At 59.7% G+C, this 17,971-nt stretch carries 15 protein-coding genes; 9 read left to right on the top strand and 6 right to left on the bottom strand.

Annotation, left to right across the window (positions count from 1 at the left end):
* Window positions 1-132 precede the first annotated feature (132 nt).
* Window positions 133-603 (top strand): hypothetical protein, encoded by a 471-nt coding sequence (locus GSQ82_RS15795; RefSeq protein ID WP_158793161.1) that lies wholly within the window; start codon window positions 133-135, stop codon window positions 601-603.
* 75 nt (window positions 604-678) lie between these two features.
* Window positions 679-2,889 (top strand): OPT family oligopeptide transporter, encoded by a 2,211-nt coding sequence (locus tag GSQ82_RS15790; RefSeq protein ID WP_158793160.1) that lies wholly within the window; start codon window positions 679-681, stop codon window positions 2,887-2,889.
* Window positions 2,890-3,108: 219 nt separating this feature from the next.
* On the opposite strand, the gene GSQ82_RS15785 is transcribed toward GSQ82_RS15790, so the two are convergent.
* Window positions 3,109-4,086 (bottom strand): DUF4105 domain-containing protein, encoded by a 978-nt coding sequence (locus GSQ82_RS15785; protein ID WP_158793159.1) that lies wholly within the window; start codon window positions 4,084-4,086, stop codon window positions 3,109-3,111.
* Between the two features lie 311 nt (window positions 4,087-4,397).
* On the opposite strand from GSQ82_RS15785, the gene GSQ82_RS15780 reads away from it, so the two are divergent.
* Window positions 4,398-4,868: a hypothetical protein gene (locus GSQ82_RS15780; RefSeq protein ID WP_158793158.1), complete on the top strand. Its 471-nt coding sequence runs from the start codon at window positions 4,398-4,400 to the stop codon at window positions 4,866-4,868.
* Window positions 4,869-4,978: 110 nt separating this feature from the next.
* Here GSQ82_RS15780 and GSQ82_RS15775 read toward each other — a convergent pair whose 3' ends face one another.
* Entirely contained in the window at window positions 4,979-5,689 is a 711-nt protein-coding gene (locus GSQ82_RS15775) for a GNAT family N-acetyltransferase (protein ID WP_158793157.1), read from the bottom strand.
* Between the two features lie 225 nt (window positions 5,690-5,914).
* On the opposite strand from GSQ82_RS15775, the gene GSQ82_RS15770 reads away from it, so the two are divergent.
* The 3 genes from GSQ82_RS15770 to GSQ82_RS15760 all read left to right on the top strand — a co-directional run bounded on the left by GSQ82_RS15770 (window position 5,915) and on the right by GSQ82_RS15760 (window position 7,873).
* On the top strand, window positions 5,915-6,400 hold the full coding sequence (locus tag GSQ82_RS15770) for a MarR family winged helix-turn-helix transcriptional regulator (protein ID WP_158793156.1): 486 nt from the start codon (window positions 5,915-5,917) through the stop codon (window positions 6,398-6,400).
* Window positions 6,401-6,432: 32 nt separating this feature from the next.
* Window positions 6,433-7,137, top strand: coding sequence for a pirin family protein (locus tag GSQ82_RS15765; RefSeq protein ID WP_174243084.1), 705 nt, complete (start codon window positions 6,433-6,435; stop codon window positions 7,135-7,137).
* A 157-nt stretch (window positions 7,138-7,294) separates the two neighbouring features.
* A complete protein-coding gene (locus tag GSQ82_RS15760) occupies window positions 7,295-7,873 on the top strand; it encodes a YceI family protein (RefSeq protein ID WP_158793155.1) in 579 nt (192 codons plus the stop codon).
* 65 nt (window positions 7,874-7,938) lie between these two features.
* Here the strand turns inward: GSQ82_RS15760 and GSQ82_RS15755 are convergent, their stop codons facing one another.
* From GSQ82_RS15755 to GSQ82_RS15745, 3 genes are all read right to left on the bottom strand, one after another.
* Window positions 7,939-8,640: a hypothetical protein gene (locus tag GSQ82_RS15755; protein ID WP_158793154.1), complete on the bottom strand. Its 702-nt coding sequence runs from the start codon at window positions 8,638-8,640 to the stop codon at window positions 7,939-7,941.
* Window positions 8,641-8,953: 313 nt separating this feature from the next.
* Entirely contained in the window at window positions 8,954-9,367 is a 414-nt protein-coding gene (locus GSQ82_RS15750; protein ID WP_158793153.1) for a response regulator, read from the bottom strand.
* A gap of 53 nt (window positions 9,368-9,420) precedes the next feature.
* Window positions 9,421-10,329, bottom strand: coding sequence for a LysR family transcriptional regulator (locus GSQ82_RS15745; RefSeq protein ID WP_158793152.1), 909 nt, complete (start codon window positions 10,327-10,329; stop codon window positions 9,421-9,423).
* A gap of 132 nt (window positions 10,330-10,461) precedes the next feature.
* Here GSQ82_RS15745 and GSQ82_RS15740 point away from each other — a divergent pair, with 132 nt between their 5' ends.
* From GSQ82_RS15740 to GSQ82_RS15730, 3 genes are read left to right on the top strand one after another with little or no spacing between them, the layout of a single operon-like run.
* Window positions 10,462-13,638 carry an efflux RND transporter permease subunit gene (locus GSQ82_RS15740; RefSeq protein WP_158793151.1) on the top strand — a complete coding sequence of 1,059 codons (3,177 nt, stop codon included), beginning with the start codon at window positions 10,462-10,464 and terminating at the stop codon, window positions 13,636-13,638.
* A gap of 44 nt (window positions 13,639-13,682) precedes the next feature.
* On the top strand, window positions 13,683-14,954 hold the full coding sequence (locus GSQ82_RS15735) for an efflux RND transporter periplasmic adaptor subunit (protein WP_158793150.1): 1,272 nt from the start codon (window positions 13,683-13,685) through the stop codon (window positions 14,952-14,954).
* On the top strand, window positions 14,951-16,405 hold the full coding sequence (locus tag GSQ82_RS15730) for an efflux transporter outer membrane subunit (protein ID WP_254061676.1): 1,455 nt from the start codon (window positions 14,951-14,953) through the stop codon (window positions 16,403-16,405). Before GSQ82_RS15735 ends, GSQ82_RS15730 begins: the two co-directional genes overlap by 4 nt.
* Before the next feature lie 113 nt (window positions 16,406-16,518).
* On the opposite strand, the gene GSQ82_RS15725 is transcribed toward GSQ82_RS15730, so the two are convergent.
* Window positions 16,519-17,970, bottom strand: coding sequence for a DUF4118 domain-containing protein (locus GSQ82_RS15725; RefSeq protein ID WP_158793149.1), 1,452 nt, complete (start codon window positions 17,968-17,970; stop codon window positions 16,519-16,521).
* Between the last annotated feature and the right edge of the window lies 1 nt (window position 17,971).

Raw genomic sequence — 17,971 nt, 5'->3', positions numbered from 1 at the left:
TGCTACATCTAGGCAATGCTGAAAGCTGTTACGTGGTGTGCAAAATGTCTCTTCCTCTACTTCCTGGTCGCAATCGCCGCGATCCGTTTCTCCTGGATTTTTACGACGCCGGTGTGGCAACTGGCTAACAAAATGCAATGGACGAAGCTGAATCACCTGGTCTTCGTTCTGAGCTACTTCCTTCCGATCTTCGCCTGCGCCGGATTTCTGATCGGCCTCATTCCTTTCGGTAAACTCGGCAACGCCCTCAGCAACTTGAGCCGTTCTCTCTTCCCGAACGTCGCTCCGAAGACGGAGACCGACTTCGCTCCACCCATCCTGTGGGCCTGGCTGCCCGTAACGCTTGCCTTTCTGGTTCGCTTCATCTCCTGGCGATCCACCAACTCAAGCGTGTTCGATCCGCAGCGATCGCCCGGGCGCATCGAGCGGTTCTTCGGCCCGCTGAACACGCAGCTCCCCGGCATGCTGGATGCGAAGTGGGTTCCTGACCGCTTCCTCTTCACCGGACCGATGCTCTTTCTGATAGCCTGCGCCATCGCTGTCATGCTGCGTCATCGGCTGACCAGAAGCACGCAGACGACGGTCAGCGAGATCGAGCTGTAGGCGCAACGTCCAGTGGCGCTGATACACTCCCACCCAGATTGAAACCAACGCTTCGGCGAGCGAGAGACTTTATAGATGGCAGCACCCACCGGCTTCAAACCCTTTGTACCAGCCACCGAAACCCGCCCTGAACTCACTGCACGCGCACTGATTCTAGGTGCAATCTTCGGTGTGCTCTTCGGGGCAGTCACCGTCTATGTCGGCCTTCGCGCCGGTCTCACCGTTGCAGCATCGATTCCGATCTCCGTTCTCTCTATCTCCATTCTGCGGGCGTTCGGCAAGTCCAGCATCTTCGAGAACAACATCGTTCAAAGCACCGGCAACGCGGGACAGTCGATCGCCTCCGGTGTGATCTTCACGCTGCCTGCGTTGATCTTCTTGGGCTTCGATCTCGAAGCCTCACGCATCTTCGCGCTCGCTCTCTTCGGCGGTTGGCTCGGCGTTCTCTTCATGATTCCGCTGCGCAGGCAGCTCATCGTCGACGAGCACGATACCTTGATCTACCCCGAAGGAACTGCGTGCGCTGACGTTCTCATCGCTGGCGAACGCGGCGGCTCGTTTGCTTCAAGGGTCTTCCTAGGCCTTGGACTAGGCGGCATCTATACGCTGTTTCAGAACGACAACCTCTTTGCTCTATGGCCAAGCCAGCCAGACTATCAGCCCGACTTCGGTGTTCAGCGGCTCTTGAAAGGCTCGGCCATTCGCGCCGATTGCACGCCGGAGTATCTGGGCGTCGGCTACATCATCGGACTGCGCGTCTCCGCCGTGATGCTTGCGGGAGGAATCTTTTCGTGGCTCGTGCTGATGCCTGCGATCTACTTCTTCGGGTCTCATCTCTCGACCCCACTCTATCCCGGCACGGTGCTGGTCAAGGACATGTCTCCCTCCGATCTCTGGCGCACCTACGTTCGTCCGATGGGTGCAGGAGCAGTTGCGGCGGCGGGCCTGATCACGCTTCTGCGCACAGCCCCGACCATCTTCGGCGCACTGGCGCAGGGCCTTCGCAGCATGGGAAATAAGAGCGGCGCTGCGAAGACTCGTCCTTCGCGCATCGAGCACGATCTTCCACCCTCTGTGGTCTTCGGTGGATCACTGCTGCTGGTTCTTTTGATGTTTCTGTTTCTTGAGTTCAAGCCCATTCCGGGTGCTCAGGTAGGTGCGCTTGCGAATCTTGCCGCTGCTCTGCTGGTCGTTGTGTTCGGCTTTCTCTTCGTTACGGTGAGTGCGCGGATCGTCGGCATCGTCGGCAGCTCGGCGTCACCGGTATCTGGAATGACCATCGCGACGTTGATGGCTACGGCAGCGATCTTTCTGGTGAAGGGATGGACTGCACCTGCGTTCGGAGCACTCGCGATCACCATCGGCGGAGTGGTCTGCATCGCGGCGTCGAATGCGGGCGACACCTCGCAAGACCTCAAGACGGGCTACCTGATTGGTGCGACGCCGTGGAAGCAGCAGCTTGCCATCATGGTGGGTGTGATCGTTTCGATCTTCTCCATCGGGGCTACGCTGAATGCGATGAACAATGGGTTAGAGCAGTTTCAGCGGATGCAGAAGCCGGTTGTTTTCTCGCTCGATCAACTGCCGGATGGTGTGCAGAACGAAGGTCAGTTCAAGCGCGAGCACATCAGTTTGACCTCGCACAGCGCGGAGAATCACGCAAAGGAAGAGGTGTCGAACGCGAACCAGTTTGTGCTGCTGAATGCGATCGGATCGACCACGCTCGACGATGGAAAGTACCTCTACAATCCGGCGACGCATGAGATCGAAGTCCAATGGATACAGGGTATCGGAAGCGAAAAGGCGGCAGCTCCGCAGGGCCGTCTGATGGCTACGGTGATCAATGGAATCCTTAGCCGGAAGCTGCCGTGGGCGCTGGTTTTGCTTGGCGTGGCGATCGTGATTGTGGTGGAGATGCTGGGTATTCGGTCGCTTACGTTCGCTGTTGGCGCGTACTTGAGCATTGCGACGACGCTGGCGATCTTTGTGGGTGGGGTGATGCGGTGGATGGTGGATCGCGCGATGGCAAAGGGCAGGAGCGCCGAGGAGATTACGCTGGAGTCGGAGGTCAGTCCGGGGAGTTTGTATGCTTCGGGGTTGATTGCGGCGGGCGGAATCGTTGGATTGATTGGGGTTGTGGTGAAGTTGTACGAGGCGGCGACGGAGCGAAGCATCTGGCGATTCAGCGAACATAATCCGCTGCACCATGACTGGGTGAGCGTTCTGATGTTTGCGCTGCTGGCTTTTTCGCTCTACTACTTCGCCAGAAAACCACTGGAAAGCTAGGCTGGTTTTGCAGAAAAATTCTGCGTGGTGGAGTGTGGCTTTTACAGGCGTTTTTGCGATTTCGGTGGTATTTGATGTGGTGAATTGCTGGTGAGTTGTGGTACTTAGTGTGGTGGATCGTGGCGTTTTGCAGACCTTATTTCTGGGGTCGTGGACTACGCCAGGTTTTTCATAATTTTTCGGTTATTTTTTGTGCCGCTGATCGGCTCGCGCTCCTCGTCATTGCGAGGAGCGGTGCGTGTTCTTTTGCGGCATGAGGTCGGTGGTGTTCGCGGTCTCGCTGCGCGGAGGAATCCACGACGGAGTGGATGGCTGGAGCCATGTGTCAGGGGTGACCTCGGTGGCGCCCTGGCCGATCTTCCAGCGTCCGTGTTTGAGGTAGACGATGCCGCAGCCGACGATGACCTCGGGCTGGATGATCGACAGCGTGACGAGGTAGCGTTTGGTCTTGAAGGCGGTCTCGGAGACGCCCTGTACGGGGCGGCTGCGGCGGAGGGTGCCGGGGATCTGTGGGATCTCCATGACTGCGAGGTTGGACTCCGGGTGGGTCTTGCCGTAGGCCTCGATGGAGCGCGCAACCTGCTTGGGGGTCATGAGGCCGAAGTCGGCGACCTTATCGCGCCGGACGAGGCCGGGGTAGAGGATGTTGACCATGTTGGCGGCGAAGTCGGCGCAGTTGTTGATACGCAGGATGTAGGCGCGAACGTTGGGGCGGTCGTTCATGGTGTCGACGAGGCGCTGGTCCTGCTCTGGAGTGGTCTCGATGCGGTAGGCCCAGACGCGGCGGTCGTAGGTGACGCCGATGGTCTCGACCCACTCATCTTTGGGTGCGGGTGAGCCGTTAGGACCGTCGGGCACAATGTCGCGCAGGTAACGGAGGCGGTACTGCTCGCGGATCTCGGCCTCGTGGGGGAGGGTCATGAACTGCGGCACGTCTTCGGGACGATCGACTCCGTAGAGAAAGGGCAGGATGGGGATGGCGAGCCAGTCGATATTTGCGACGCGATGATAGCGGGCCAGGACGATGCCCATCTCGCCGGGGCGGCAGAGGCGCAGGCGGGTGGGGGTGTCGGCGCAGACGTGGTCGAGATAGACGCCGGCGTGGCCGAGGGGCATCATGGTGCCGAAGGTGCCGAAGGGTTCGCTGATGAGAAGCGTGACGGACGCCTGGGAGGTAGCGGTAAAGAGGCCTGCCATGGCTGCGCAACACAGTAGGACTATTGCTCGGAGGCCGCATAGAGACGGGTCTCTTCGCTGGCTTCGAGCTTGAACTGCGCCGTCAAGTCGGTCGGCTATTCGGTTAAGGGATGGCACAGGATATCTCCCCTCGAACGTTCCGAAGAACTTTTGAAAAAATCAGATGCATCTGGCCCGCGTGCGGTTTACCGATAAACGCAGACAGGCGCACTCTCCCTGCGAGGCGATTACGATGAATAAATAGATTGGTCGAACAGAGGTCCTGTCACTGGTCTTCAAGTCTTCAGAACGATCGTAAGGAGAAGGATGTTATGGCGAACGTTCTGGTTGTATTCCAGGCGGACACAGAGCGCACAGAGCAGATGGCGCTGGCGGTTGCGGTGGGTGCGGTAGAGGCTGAAGGAAGTATTCGTCTGCGCAGGCTTGCAGTGGATGGAGCAGTGGAGGTAGCGCACAAGAGCTACGGCAAGCTGCAGCGGGCGGACCTGCTGTGGGCCGATACGGTAGTGGTAGGGCTGGAGGATGCGCGGCCGAGAGAGGCGGAGCTGGATGGGCTGGTCTCGGTGTTGAACAGCGCGGATCCGGGAGAGCTGGACCGGAAGCAGGCTTGGACGTTCGGCGCAGAGGGAATGGTCGGGTACCGGACAGAGGCGCAGAGCTTTGTGGAGAGTGCGCTGCAGTCGGCTGGGTTCACGGTGCTTCCTGCGATCGTGCTGGATGCGAAGGATGAGACGGAGCGGATGAAAGAGGCTGGGCGGCGCTTTGGACGGAGTGCAGTTTGAGTGGCTTTGCGGAGGGTCTGTCCGCTGGTATTTCTTCACAGATGTAGAGCGAGGCAGCTGGAAAATACTCTTCGCTTCGTTCAGAATGACGACAGTTTTCTGATGACGTACTACACGAGCGTGGATGCGTTGAGTTGCGAGAGTGACGTTCTCTGCTGGCCGTTGGCGTCGAAGTTCGAAGGATCGAGCCAACGCTCGAAGGCTTCTTTGCGGGAGGCCCACTCCGAGTCCAGCATAGAGAACCACGCGGTGTCGCGGTTGCGGCCCTTCATGATCATGTGTTGACGGAAGATGCCTTCGAACTGGAATCCGTAGCGCAGTGCGGCGCGGCGGGAGGGTTGGTTGAGTGCGTTGCACTTCCACTCGTAGCGCCGATAGTGCAACTGCTCGAATGCGTGGCGCGCCATGAGGTACATCGCCTCCGTTCCTCCTGCGGTGGACTGAAGCGGAGGCGTGAAGAGGATGCTGCCGACCTCGATCCTGCGGTTGGGCCGGTCGATGGACATGTAGGAGGCCATGCCGACGGCCTCGCCCAAGGCGTTGTCGACGATGGCGAAGCACAGGCGGTCGGGCTCCTTCGACTTTGCAAAGAGGAAGTCTTTGAACGCCGCGATGTTGGAGCAGGGCGAGTCGAAGAGGTATCTCCACAGCTGCTCTGCGTCGGCTCCATGGGACTTTTCGTAGAGGGACTGGGTGTGCGTCTCCGGATCGATGGGCGATAGCGAGACGAGTCTTCCCTGGAGTACGACCGGTTGCGGCAGGGTGGCCTCCGGGCCTTCGACGATTGGGCCAAGCGCTTCCGGTTGGTTAAGGTAGTCCATATTCGCAGCCTAGCATGCGTGAGGATCTTATTTTTGAAAGACTTGTGCGGGTACGCCTGCGCGGCGGGCGGTCACTTCGTGACTTGTATACCCCTTCACGTGTGACTCCCGTTGGTCGCTTGATAATCTCTTCGCCGACCGATGGGAGATTCGGGATCAGATACTTTTGAATCTTTTCTCGACGTCGAGATATCTTATGTCGTAGGACTAGCAAGGAGGCCGGAGATGACAGATTTGGAGAAGATTCCGGCACCTCGGCTATGGCTGGTTCTGGCTCGGGCGTTTCACTCGGTGGCCGCGTATATCGAAGGTTCGGTGACGGCGCAGGGGCTTGGGCTGAGTGATTTCATGGTGTTGGAGGTCCTGCTGCATAAGGGGCCGCTGACGATCTCGGTGATCGGCGAGAAGGTGCTGCTGGCGAGCGCTTCGATGACGTCGGCGATCGACCGGCTGGAGAGGCATGGGCTGGTGCGGCGGAGAAGCTGCAGCTCGGACCGGCGGATTCGTCTGGTGGAGCTGACCGAGGATGGAAAGATTTTTATTGAAGAGACCTATGCGCGGCACGAGAAGGACCTGGAGAGAGTGACCGAGGGTCTGAGCGATGTGGAACGCAGGGTGATGTACGAAGGGCTGAAGAAGGTCGGGCTGGCGGCGAAGGTTGCGGTTCCGACGGAGAGATGCAAGTCGCTGGATGGAGTGCAAAACGGCTGAAGTGACGGCCGGATTGCGGAGAGAGAGACAGTATGCTGACGACACGCAAGAGCAAGGAAAGAGGCCATGCCGATCATGGATGGCTGAACTCGTATCACACGTTTTCGTTCGCCAACTATCACGACTCTGCGCACATGGGCTACCGCTCGCTGCGCGTGATCAATGAGGATCGCGTGGCCGAGGGACGTGGCTTTGGAGCGCATGCGCACCGCGATATGGAGATCCTGAGCTATGTGCTGAAGGGCAAGCTGGCGCACAAGGACAGCATGGGCCACGTGGAGGTGCTGGGGCCGAACGAGATTCAGAAGATGTCGGCCGGCAGCGGCGTGGTGCATAGCGAGTTCAATGGTTCGGAGACGGAGCCGGTTCACTTTCTGCAGATATGGATTGAGCCGAAGAGCAGAGGGACGGCGCCGTCGTACGAGCAGTTGAAGTTCGAGGCGGAGGAGAAGCTAAACCGCTTCAAGCTGCTGGCTTCGCCGAAGCCGGTGGAGGGTGCGGCGACGATCAACCAGGACACGAGCGTGTCGGTTGCGGAGCTGACGCCGGGGAGCCGGCTGACGTATCCGCTGGAGAGTAAGCGCCATGCGTGGCTGCATGTGATCCACGGAGAGGTGACGGTAAACGGCAAGACGCTGCAGTCGGGCGATGCTGTTGCCGCGGACGAGGAAGAGGCGCTCGAAGTGGTTGGCCAGGGCGCGGAGAACAGCGAGGTTCTGCTATTCGACCTGGCGTAATCGAGCGTAACTCCGGACGCTTGCAAGGCGTTTGAAGCGCTTCGTCGAATTTGAATTTTCACACATGTAACGGTGGCTGGCACGTATGTTTGAGCCAGCCACTACAACCTGAACCTCTTAACAGTTTGACCTTAGAAAGACCAAGGAGAACGACCCAATGAACCGTCGCTTTTTTGCTACTGCACTCTCTGCTCTATTGCTCACTGGTGCCAGCGCGCTCGCCCAAACCTCAACCTGGACCATCGATCCGAATCATGCGCAGGTGAACTTCGCGGTAAAGCATATGGGCGTCAGCACGGTGCGCGGTTCGATCAGCGGCGTAAACGGCACCATCGTGTGGGATGACAAAAATCCTAGCCACTCGAGCGTGCAGGCCACGATCAACACGGCGACCGTGACCACGAACAATGAGAAGCGCGATGCACATCTGAAGTCGCCGGACTTCTTCAACGTGGAGAAGTATCCGACGATGACGTTCAAGTCGACCTCGGTGACGAGCGCGAATGGCAAGCTGGAGGTCGTTGGCGACCTGACGCTGGCCGGCGTGACCAAGAGCGTGACGCTCGAGGTAGACGGACCGACGCCTCCGCAGAAGGCCCAGAACGACAAGCTGGTTACGGGTCTCTCGGTGACGGGAACGCTGAAGCGCAGCGACTTCAACTTCGGTTCGAAGTTCGGCAGCCCGATCCTGAGCGATGAGGTTCAGTTCACCATCGATGTAGAAGCAGGCAAGTAAGTAAGCAGAGAGACAAAGAGCTCCGCCGCTCACAGAGGATTGTGAGCGGCGGCTTTTTTTGTGCATCATCGTATGAGAAAGTTGCCGATTCCAGCCCACCAGGATGATTGGTGAACGGACGTATACTCTGCGATGATCTGCAAGAAGATCATCGTGGGGAGAGCATAGAGATAAACCTTGTGGATACGGCGCTCCACGATCATGTCGCGAAGCACGCCCAAGAGAATCAAAGCATCTACCCCAGCGGGTGCGAAGACGTTGGGCAGACTAGGGATGCGTCCGAAAGCTGCTTCCGTGAGTGCGCATGTGGCGATCAGCATAAGGCGGCGATGAAAGTCCGGACGCTTGCGCCAGTAAATCGCCAAAGCAAATGGAACTGCAAAGCAGACCAGCTCCATTATTTCAACAAAAAGGAAAGATACGGTTGGGAATGGAAGCCGAAGCTGAACAGCCAATCTCAGCACGGCGGTTGACGTCGTATAGCCGAGGACGACGATGGCGACTGCGAAGCCAGCGCCTACCCAGCCCAGCGTGCGATGCAAGCGCACATTGTGCGAGCGTACAAGAGCAGATTGCAAGATGAAAAAAAGCAGCCACGCAGAGAAGACAAAAGAGTGCACGTAAACGACCTGCGGAGGCTTGATACGAGGATGGAGCAGATTTTGGTCGATGGTAAAGCTAAAGCCGTAGACAACAACGAACGTAATCAACAACGACATGAAGAGATAGAAGTAGCGTTCCAGGATGCTCGTTCGCTTTGTTGTCATACGCTCCTACAGCGCCTGGCTGGTCACCTGCTGTTAGTTGTGGATCCAAGACAATAGGCGGCAGCGACTGTTCGCTGAGAACAGGGATGCATGTATTTCGAAATACCATGGGCTGTTCTTTATTCCCGATGAGCGGATGCCCCGTCCGACAGAAATGCAAGACGTGGCCGCGTTTCACCTGTCGTACCCAAACGCCCCGGAAGCAAGTCCGCAATTCGCGCAACTGGGCCTTCGTCAACTCATACCGCCAGCTCCCCATCCACTCGTACCAACAAATACCATCCCGTTGCGGAAGTGGATATGCCGATACAACCTAAGAGAGTTTCTCACGGCTGAGCTGCTCGTTGCGCGCTTCGATCTCTGCGGAGGCCTCGGGCTTGATGCCGCGAAGGATCTCGAGGAGCTTCGCAGGTTCGAACGATTCGAGCTGATAGTCCGCGTCAGGACAGCCTTGGAATCCCGGAGCCGCAATCACGATGATTGGAATGGCTGGCTGGAGCTTCTTGATCTCACGAGCGACTTTGACACAGGAGACATCGTCCAGACCGCCATCCAGGACGACACCCGTGACTGCCGGAAAGCGGTTAAAGATCTCGAGCGCCTCCTGGCCGCTGTAGGCGGTGATGACGTTGAACTTCGCGGTCTCGATGACGAGTTTGCGAGTGGAGATGCTGCCGGGAAACTCTCGGTCGATTACGAGGAAGCAAGGCCTGATCATGCTCAGCATTAAACACCAAGACGGATGTTCTCCGCATGCAGAAGTACCCAACAGCGCTGAGGCTAGTTGCCGTTGGTGCGTTGGATGCGGTCCTTGTTCTCGCGGACAAGACGCAGGAAGTCCTGCTGGACGGGGCCTTCGTTGTGCGGGTTCCACGCGACCGACAGGCCCACGTGGAGGGTCTGGGGGATAAGCGGGCAGATGACCACGCCGGGGGTACGGAGGTGGCGAACGCCGGAGGGGACCAGGGCGACGCCCTCGCCGGATTCGACCAGCGTCAGCACGCCGGACCAGGTAGACGACGTGTTGACGATCTGTGGAGAGAAGCCTGCGGAGGAGCAGAGCGAGACGATGCTATCAAAGAGGATAGGCGTCATCTTGCGGTCGCAGAGAACGAACCGCTCCGCGATGAGCGAGGCGATGGGAACAGGAGAACCGGCGAGGGGATGGTTGCGAGGCAGCACGACGACGATGGGGTCGCGGTAGAGAAGTTCGGCGCGGAGGGTGCGGTCGAACGGAGACTCCAGCGGGCGGGTGAAGGCAATGTCGATCTTGCCTGAGATCAGGGCCTCCATCTGTTCGGCGGTATGCATCTCGTAGAGCGAGAGTTTGATGTCGGGATGAAGCTTGCGGTACTCGCGGATGATCCGTGCGAAGAAGCCTCCGGTGCCCCAGAGGAAGAAGCCGATGGCGAGGGTGCCGACCTGACCGAGGAGCGAGCGCTGGGTCATCTCGACGGCGCGGTCGGCGGCAAGGAGGGTCTTGCGGGCTTCGCTGAGGAAGAGCTGGCCCTGCGGAGTGAGGCGTGGCCGGCCGGCGGCGCGTTTGAGCAGGGCGCCTCCGATCTCGCGCTCAAGATCGGCGATCTGCTCGCTGATGGCGGACTGGGATACGTGAAGCTGGCGGCCAGCCTCGCTGAAGGTGCCGTGATCGGCGACCGCGCAGAAGTAGCGCAGATGTCTCAACTCCATGGGCGAATCTCCCGATATCAGGATATCGGTTTTTCCGATGGATATTCTCGGAAATAACTGTGAAACACATGCATAGCGAGAAATGTCTTACTCTATACACAGACTCCCACCGAGCGGAAGAGGCTTTATCGCATGTGGATTGTAAAAATAGCGCTGAGCCGGCCGTACACCTTCATCGTGCTGGCCATCCTGATCCTGATTGCGGCTCCTGTGGTGGTTCTCGGCACGCCGACGGATATCTTTCCGAATATCGATATTCCGGTGATCTCGATTGCGTGGTCCTACACGGGGCTGAACCCGGAGGAGCTGGAAGGTCGTCTGACGACGCCGTACGAAAAGTCCTTGACGGTGTTGGTGGACAACATCGAGCACATCGAGTCGACGACGATCTCCGGCCAGGTGGTGGTCAAGCTTTATCTGCAGCAGGGCGCGAGTCTGGACACAGCGAATGCGCAGGTAAGCGCCGCGTCGCAGTTTGAGCTGAGGAGTCTGCCGCCGGGTATTCTGCCGCCGCAGATCATCGACTTCAGCGCTTCGACCGTGCCTATTATTCAGCTTGGGTTGTCGGGCGAAGGCCTTACCGAGCAGCAGCTGAACGACTACGGCCTGAACTTTATCCGGACGCAGCTGATCACAGTTCCGGGCGCCGTGGTGCCCAACGTCTACGGCGGTAAACAGCGCTCGATCATGTTGAACATGGACCCGAAGCTGCTTCAGGCCAAGGGGCTTTCGCCGAACGACGTGCTGAATGCGATGTCCGCGCAGAATGTTGTTCTGCCGGGAGGCACGGCGAAGATCGGCGAGGATGAGTACGACATCCGCATCAACTCGTCGCCGATTACACTGGCCGGAATCAGCGACCTGCCGCTGCGGCAGGTGAACGGCACGACGATCTACATGCACGACGTCGCAACGGTGAGTGACGGCAGCATCCCGCAGACGAACGTGGTGCGGCAGGACGGACGCCGCGGCGTGATGATCACCATCCTCAAGTCCGGCAGAGCCTCGACGCTCTCGGTGGTCAGCGGCATTCGCTCCCTGCTTCCGCGCATTGCGCTGACCCTGCCGCCGCAGTTGAAGATAACGCCGATCGGCGATCAGTCGATCTTCGTGCGGTCGTCGATCACGGGGGTCATTCGCGAGGCGGTGATTGCAGCGATGCTGACCGGTCTGATGATTCTGCTGTTTCTGGGAAGCTGGCGGAGCACGATCATCATCGCGGTGTCGATCCCGCTGGCGATTCTTACCTCGATCATTGTGCTCGGCCTGATCGGCCAGACGATCAACATCATGACGCTGGGCGGACTGGCGCTGGCGGTCGGCATCCTGGTGGACGATGCGACGGTTGAGATTGAGAACGTCAATCGAAATCTCGAAGAGGGCAAGGAGCTGCTGCAGGCCATTCTCGACGGCGCACAACAGATCGCAGTCCCCGCGCTGGTGGCGACGCTCTGCATCTGCATCGTCTTCCTGCCGATGTTCTTTCTCTCCGGCGTCTCGCGCTATCTGTTCGTCCCACTGGCGGAGGCGGTCGTCTTCGCGATGCTTGCGTCGTACCTGCTCTCGCGCACACTGGTGCCAACCATGGCGCGCTATCTGCTGAAGCCGCACGATGCGCATGCAGTGCCTTCGCGCAACATCTTCGCGCGCTTCCAGCGCCGGTTCGAGTACTACTTCGAAAAGCTTCGCAGCGCGTATGAAAATCTGCTGGAGCACCTGGTCTCGGTGCGGACGATCTTCGTTCCAGTCTTCCTTCTGATCTGCCTCAGCGCATTTCTGCTGGTGCCGTTCCTGGGCCAGAACTTCTTCCCGAGCAGCGACACCGGCTCATTCATCCTGCACGTTCGCGCAAAGAGCGGCACACGCATTGAAGAGACGGCGAAGCTGTGCGATCTGGTGGAGCAGAACATTCGCAAGACGGTACCGCCGGATGAGATGGACAACATCCTGGACAACATCGGTCTGCCGTACAGCACGCTGAACCTGCAGCATGCGACCTCGGGCCTGATCGGTACGGGCGATGCGGACATCCTGGTCTCGATGAAGGAGAATCACCATCCGACGCCGGAGTACATTGCGTCGCTGCGCAAGAGCCTGCCGCGCGACTTCCCCGGGGTGATCTTCTACTTTCTGCCGTCGGATATTGTGACGCAGATCCTGAACTTCGGCCTTCCATCGCCGATCGATATTCAGTTTGAAGGCTCGGACATCGCGGGCAACCGCAAGGTCGTCAATACGATACTGGAGCAGCTCCATCATGTGCCCGGCCTGGTTGACCTGCGGGTTCAGCAGCCGGACGACTATCCGGTATTGACGGTAAACGTGGACCGCACCAAGGCAGCGCAGGGCGGATATACGATTCGCGATGTGGGAAGCAGCCTGCAGAACCTTCTCAGCGGAAGCTCGCAGCTGACGCCGATGTTCTTCCTGAACTACAAGAACGGCGTGAACTACAACATGGTCGCGCAGGCTCCGCAGTATGACATCGAGTCGCTGAACGATCTGCAAAATGTTCCGCTCTCTGCGCCGACAAGCAACCAGCCGGAGATTCTTGCCGATGTGGCGGACATCACGCGCAGCACGGAGATGCAGGTGGTGACACACTACAACATCCGCCGCACGCTCGATATCTACGGCGCGGTGCAGGGTACCGATCTGGGCAAGGTGAGCCGTGAGATCAACAAGATTGTCGCGGCGAACGAGAAGTCACTTCCGCGTGGAAGCTTCATCCATGTGCGTGGCCAGATCGATACGATGAATCACTCCTACTTCGGCTTGATCTCGGGCCTGGCTTTTTCCATCGTTCTGGTTTATCTGCTGGTCGTGGTGAACTTCCAATCGTGGCTGGACCCGTTCATCATCATCACGGCGCTGCCCGCGGCGCTGGCCGGTATTGTGCTGTTTTTGTTCGCGACCCGGACTACACTGAGCGTACCCGCACTGATGGGCGCAATTATGTGTATGGGCGTAGCTACGGCGAACAGTATTCTGGTGGTGTCATTTGCCAAAGAGCGGCTGCTGCACCACGGCGACGCGATCAAGGCAGCGGTTGAGGCAGGTGCAACGCGGTTCCGGCCAGTGTGCATGACGGCGCTGGCGATGATCATCGGCATGGTGCCGATGGCGCTGGGCGCGGGCGATGGCGGAGAGCAGAACGCTCCGCTGGGCCGCGCGGTCATCGGCGGATTGTCGGTGGCGACCGTGGCGACGCTGATCTTCGTTCCCGCGGTGTTCAGCCTGCTGCACGCACGGGGTACGAAGCCAAAGACCTCCGCGGAACCGGAAGCGAAGATGACTGCGGGCGCCTGAGGAGATTCGATGAGCACGGAACGGGCAAGACTGAAGGAGCAACTATGACGAGCGCAACGGAGACCACACCCGCGACCCAAGACGACAGGCTCACTCCGTCCGGCGAGTTTCCCGTGGAGGCTGTTCCGCCTCCACCGGAGCGGCCCGGCATCACCAGGGGCACATGGATCGGCATGGCCGTCGTTGCGGTCATCCTGGCTCTGGTCGTCTTCTTCGGCATCATGGCGCGGCACGGATCGGAGAGTACGCTGCAGAAGGACACGGCCATCGCGGCGATTCCGTCGGTGAATGTGATCTACCCGGCGCCTTCGACTCTGTCGTCCGACATCGCGCTGCCTGGCAACACGCAGGCGTTCACCGATACGCCGATCTACTCGCGTACCAGCGGCTACCTGAAGAACTGGTACTTCGATATCGGAGCGCACGTTCGCAAGGGCCAACTGATGGCTGTCATCGAGACGCCGGAGATCGACCAGCAGCTACAGGTGGCGCAGGCAGACCTGAAGAGCGCACAGGCGAATCTCGATCTGGCGAATACGACCTCGGCGCGGTATCAGAATCTGTTGAAGACGAACTCGGTATCGAAGCAGGAGACCGACGTGGCGATGAGCGATGCAGCGGCTAAGCAGGCCGCTGTGGACGCCTCGATGGCAGGCGTGCGCAGGCTGGAGCAGCTGCAGTCGTTCGAGAAGGTCTACGCGCCGTTCGACGGCATCGTGACGGCTCGCAATACCGACATTGGAGCGTTGATCTCTGCCGGACAAAACTCGACCCCGAAGGAGCTCTTTCATCTCGCGGCGATCGGCCAGATCAGGGTCTTCGTCTCGGTTCCAGAGGCGTACTCCGCTGCCGTGAAGATTGGCGGTAAGGCGATGCTCACGCTGGATGAGTATCCGGGCAAGACGTTTGAAGGCACCATCACGCGCAACGCAAACGCAATTGATCAGGCGACACGAACGCTGAACGTTGAAGTCGATATCGCCAATCCGAAGGGCGAGCTTATCCCCGGCGCATATGTCTTCGTACACTTCAAGCTGCCGGAGCAGGCAGTCAGCCTGATGATTCCGTCGAACACGCTGCTGTTCCGCGCGGAGGGTCTGCGGGTCGGCGTGGTCCGCAACGGCCGCGTGCAGCTTGTGCCTGTAAAGATCGGCAGAGACGCCGGCGCCAACGTGGAGATCTCCTCCGGCCTGACGACGAGCGATGCTGTGATCCTGAATCCGTCTGACTCGCTGGCCAGCGGGCAGGAGGTGCAGATCGCAAATCATATCGATGAGTCTGCGCGCCAGATGAAGAAGAAAGAGGGGGCGCAGTGAGGCGTCGTCTTGCAGCTTCGGCTGGTACGGCCGCGCTTCTGCTGAGCGGTTGCATGGTTGGACCGAAGTACGTGAAGCCCACGGCTCCGACGGCTCCCGGCTTCAAGGAGGCGTCTCCGGATGCTGCGAAAGAAGAAGCGAACTGGCATGTAGCCCAGCCTTCCGACGCAACCCAGCGCGGGGCCTGGTGGACGATCTTTGGCGATGCCGAACTGAACGTTCTTGAGCCGCAGATCGCCGCGAACAACCAGGACCTGAAGGCTGCGGATGCACGCTTCCGCGAGGCTCGGTCGTTGATTCGCTTCAACCGCGCTTCGTTGTATCCGACGGTCGGCGTCGCGCCGTTTGTCGGAGGGACTCGTGAGTCCTCCAACCGTCCGTACTTCAGTACATCGGTCACGAATGGAAACGGTGACTCCGATATTCAGTTGCCCGCGGACTTCAACTACGAGATCGATGTGTGGGGACGGGTCCGCCGCACCGTGAGTGCAGCACGCGAAGAGGCACAGGCCAGTGCGGGCGACCGGCAGACGGTTCTGCTGAGCCTGCAGGCGGAGCTTGCCACGGACTACTTCGAAGCACGCAGCGCGGACGCTGAAGAAAAGCTGTTGGACGATACCGTCGGGAGCTACGAAGAGGCCCTGAGGATCACGACCAATCGCTTCGAAGGCGGCGTCGCGAACAAATCGGATGTCGACCAGGCGAAGACGCAGCTTGAGGCAGCGAAGGTACAAGCGCACGACATCAACCTGCAGCGCGCCCAGTTCGAACATGCGATTGCGGTTCTGCTCGGTGTGCCGCCTGCGTCGTTTACGCTGGCGGGCGCACCACTCGCTGCGCAACCACCCAGGGTCCCGACAGGTCTTCCCTCGGAGCTGCTGGAGCGCCGTCCTGACATCGCTGCCGCAGAACGGCGCGTTGCAGAGGCGAACGACCGCATCGGCATTGCACGGGCTGCGTTTTATCCGACGATCTCGCTCAGTGGCGCCGTCGGCTTCGAAGGGTCCACCTTCACGAACCTCTTCAATCCGGCGAGCTTCCTCTGGTCGATTGGGCCTACGCTGTCACAGACCATCTTCGATGCGGGCCGTCGAGCCTCTGTCTCCGAGCAAGCCAACGCCAGCTACGACGAGACGGTTGCGAACTACCGGCAGACGACGCTGAATGCGTTTCAACAGGTAGAGGACAATCTGGTGGCGCTGCGCGTTCTGAACCAGGAGGCCGAGCATCAACATTTGGCCACGCAGGCAGCGGAGTCAGCCGAGCAGATCTTCAACAACCGCTACGTCGGCGGACTCGATAACTATCTGCAGGTCGTGACGGCGCAGACCACCGCGCTGGCTAACGAGCGGAACGATATCGACATCATGCGGCGCCAGATGGATGCGAGTGTTCTTCTGATCAAGGCCCTTGGCGGCGGTTGGAACGTTACGGATCTTCCGAAGCTTTAGTCCTGCCGGACGGGCCTCCTCCGCGGAGAGCGGCCATTCCATGGCTTCTTTTCTCTTTGCAAGAACGCGCGGCAGGTGCCCTCCCGTTGGTCGGGATTGCACCTCTCTTCGAGCTATTGGCCCGATGCCTGTAGCGGCAGGTAGAAGGAAAAGACAGACCCCTGCGAAGGCTGGCTGGTTACGCTGATCGAACCACCGTGCGCCTCGACGATCGCCTTAGCGATGGCCAGCCCCATCCCCGTACCCTGCACACGGTAACGCTGCCCCTGGCCGCGGTAGAACTTGTCGAAGATCATCATGCGCTCGAAGTCATCGACACCCGCTCCGCGATCCGCAACGCTGGTGACCAGTTGTCCGCGAGAGACCTCCGCGCTGATAAAGATCGGGCTTCCCTCCTCCGAATACTTCGCCGCATTCTCGAGCAGATGTTGCAGCACCTTCGCGATGCGTTCCATGTCCATCTGCACTGGCGGCAGCGAGTCGGGCAGTCGAAGCTCCACAGGATGCGCCTTCATCGCGGAGTGAACAGCCTCCAGCGCAATATCGACGGCCTCGCGCATGGAGTGCATGCGGAGATCGAGCTTGATCTCGTGCGCATCGAGCTCCGCCATCTCCATCGCCTGCCCCACGAGCCGGTCCAGCCGTGCAGCCTCCTCCTCGATCACCTCCATCATCTCCTCACGCTGCTCGACGTTCAGCAGCGGATCGGTACGAAGACTGGTGATCGCGGCGGTGATCGAGGTCAACGGCGTCCGCAACTCGTGCGCTACGGAGTCCAGCAGCGCATTGCGCAGACGTTCGCTCTCACGCGAAGCCTCCACCCGCGTCAGCGTCTCCACCGCGCCGGCCCGCTCAATAGCAATCGCAGCCAGTCCGCACACCGCATCGAGCGCTTCAGGCGAAGTCCCGGAGCCGGTGATGCCGACGGCGCCGATCGGGCGCGTTCCCAGCAAAATCGGCACCAGCGTTACGTCCCTGGCCTCGTCGTGGCTATGGTCTCGCGTAAACGCCGCGTCGCGAAGCTCTGTCGCCGTAACGTCCATGTAGTTGGGGCTGGAGCGATAGACGCGGTCCCGTTCGCGCAGGTAGACCGCGGCTCCGGCTAGCCCGAAGGTCGCGGCGATCATCTGCGGCAGCATGTTGAGCAGGTCGATGACGTTGCCCGTAACCAGCATCTGCTGGCTGAACTCGTATAGCTGCTCGGCCTCGCGCTGGCGGCTGTGGGAGATCTTCGCCTCGCGGCGCGCACGCTCTGCAAGCTGGCTGGCGACGATGCCCGTGACAAGGAATGCCAGCAGCGCAACCCAGTTGCGGCCGTCGCCAATGGTGAACGTAAGAACCGGCGGAAGGAAGAAGAAGTTGAACGCCGCCGCGGAGAGAATCGACAGATAGATGGAGTGGCGCAGGCCCCAGTTTGCGGCCACCAGCAGGATGCCGACCAGGAAGGTCAGCGCTACGGTAGTCTCGTTGACGTGCGGCCAACGGAAGTAGACGGCTACAATGACAGCGGCACTCGCCGTGGAGATACTGTAGCGGAAGAGACTATATCTGAGCTTTCGTTGCACG

The sequence above is a fragment of the Granulicella sp. L60 genome, from assembly GCF_009765825.1.
GTDB lineage: Bacteria > Acidobacteriota > Terriglobia > Terriglobales > Acidobacteriaceae > Edaphobacter.
This window is presented reverse-complemented; position numbering and strand designations above follow the sequence as displayed.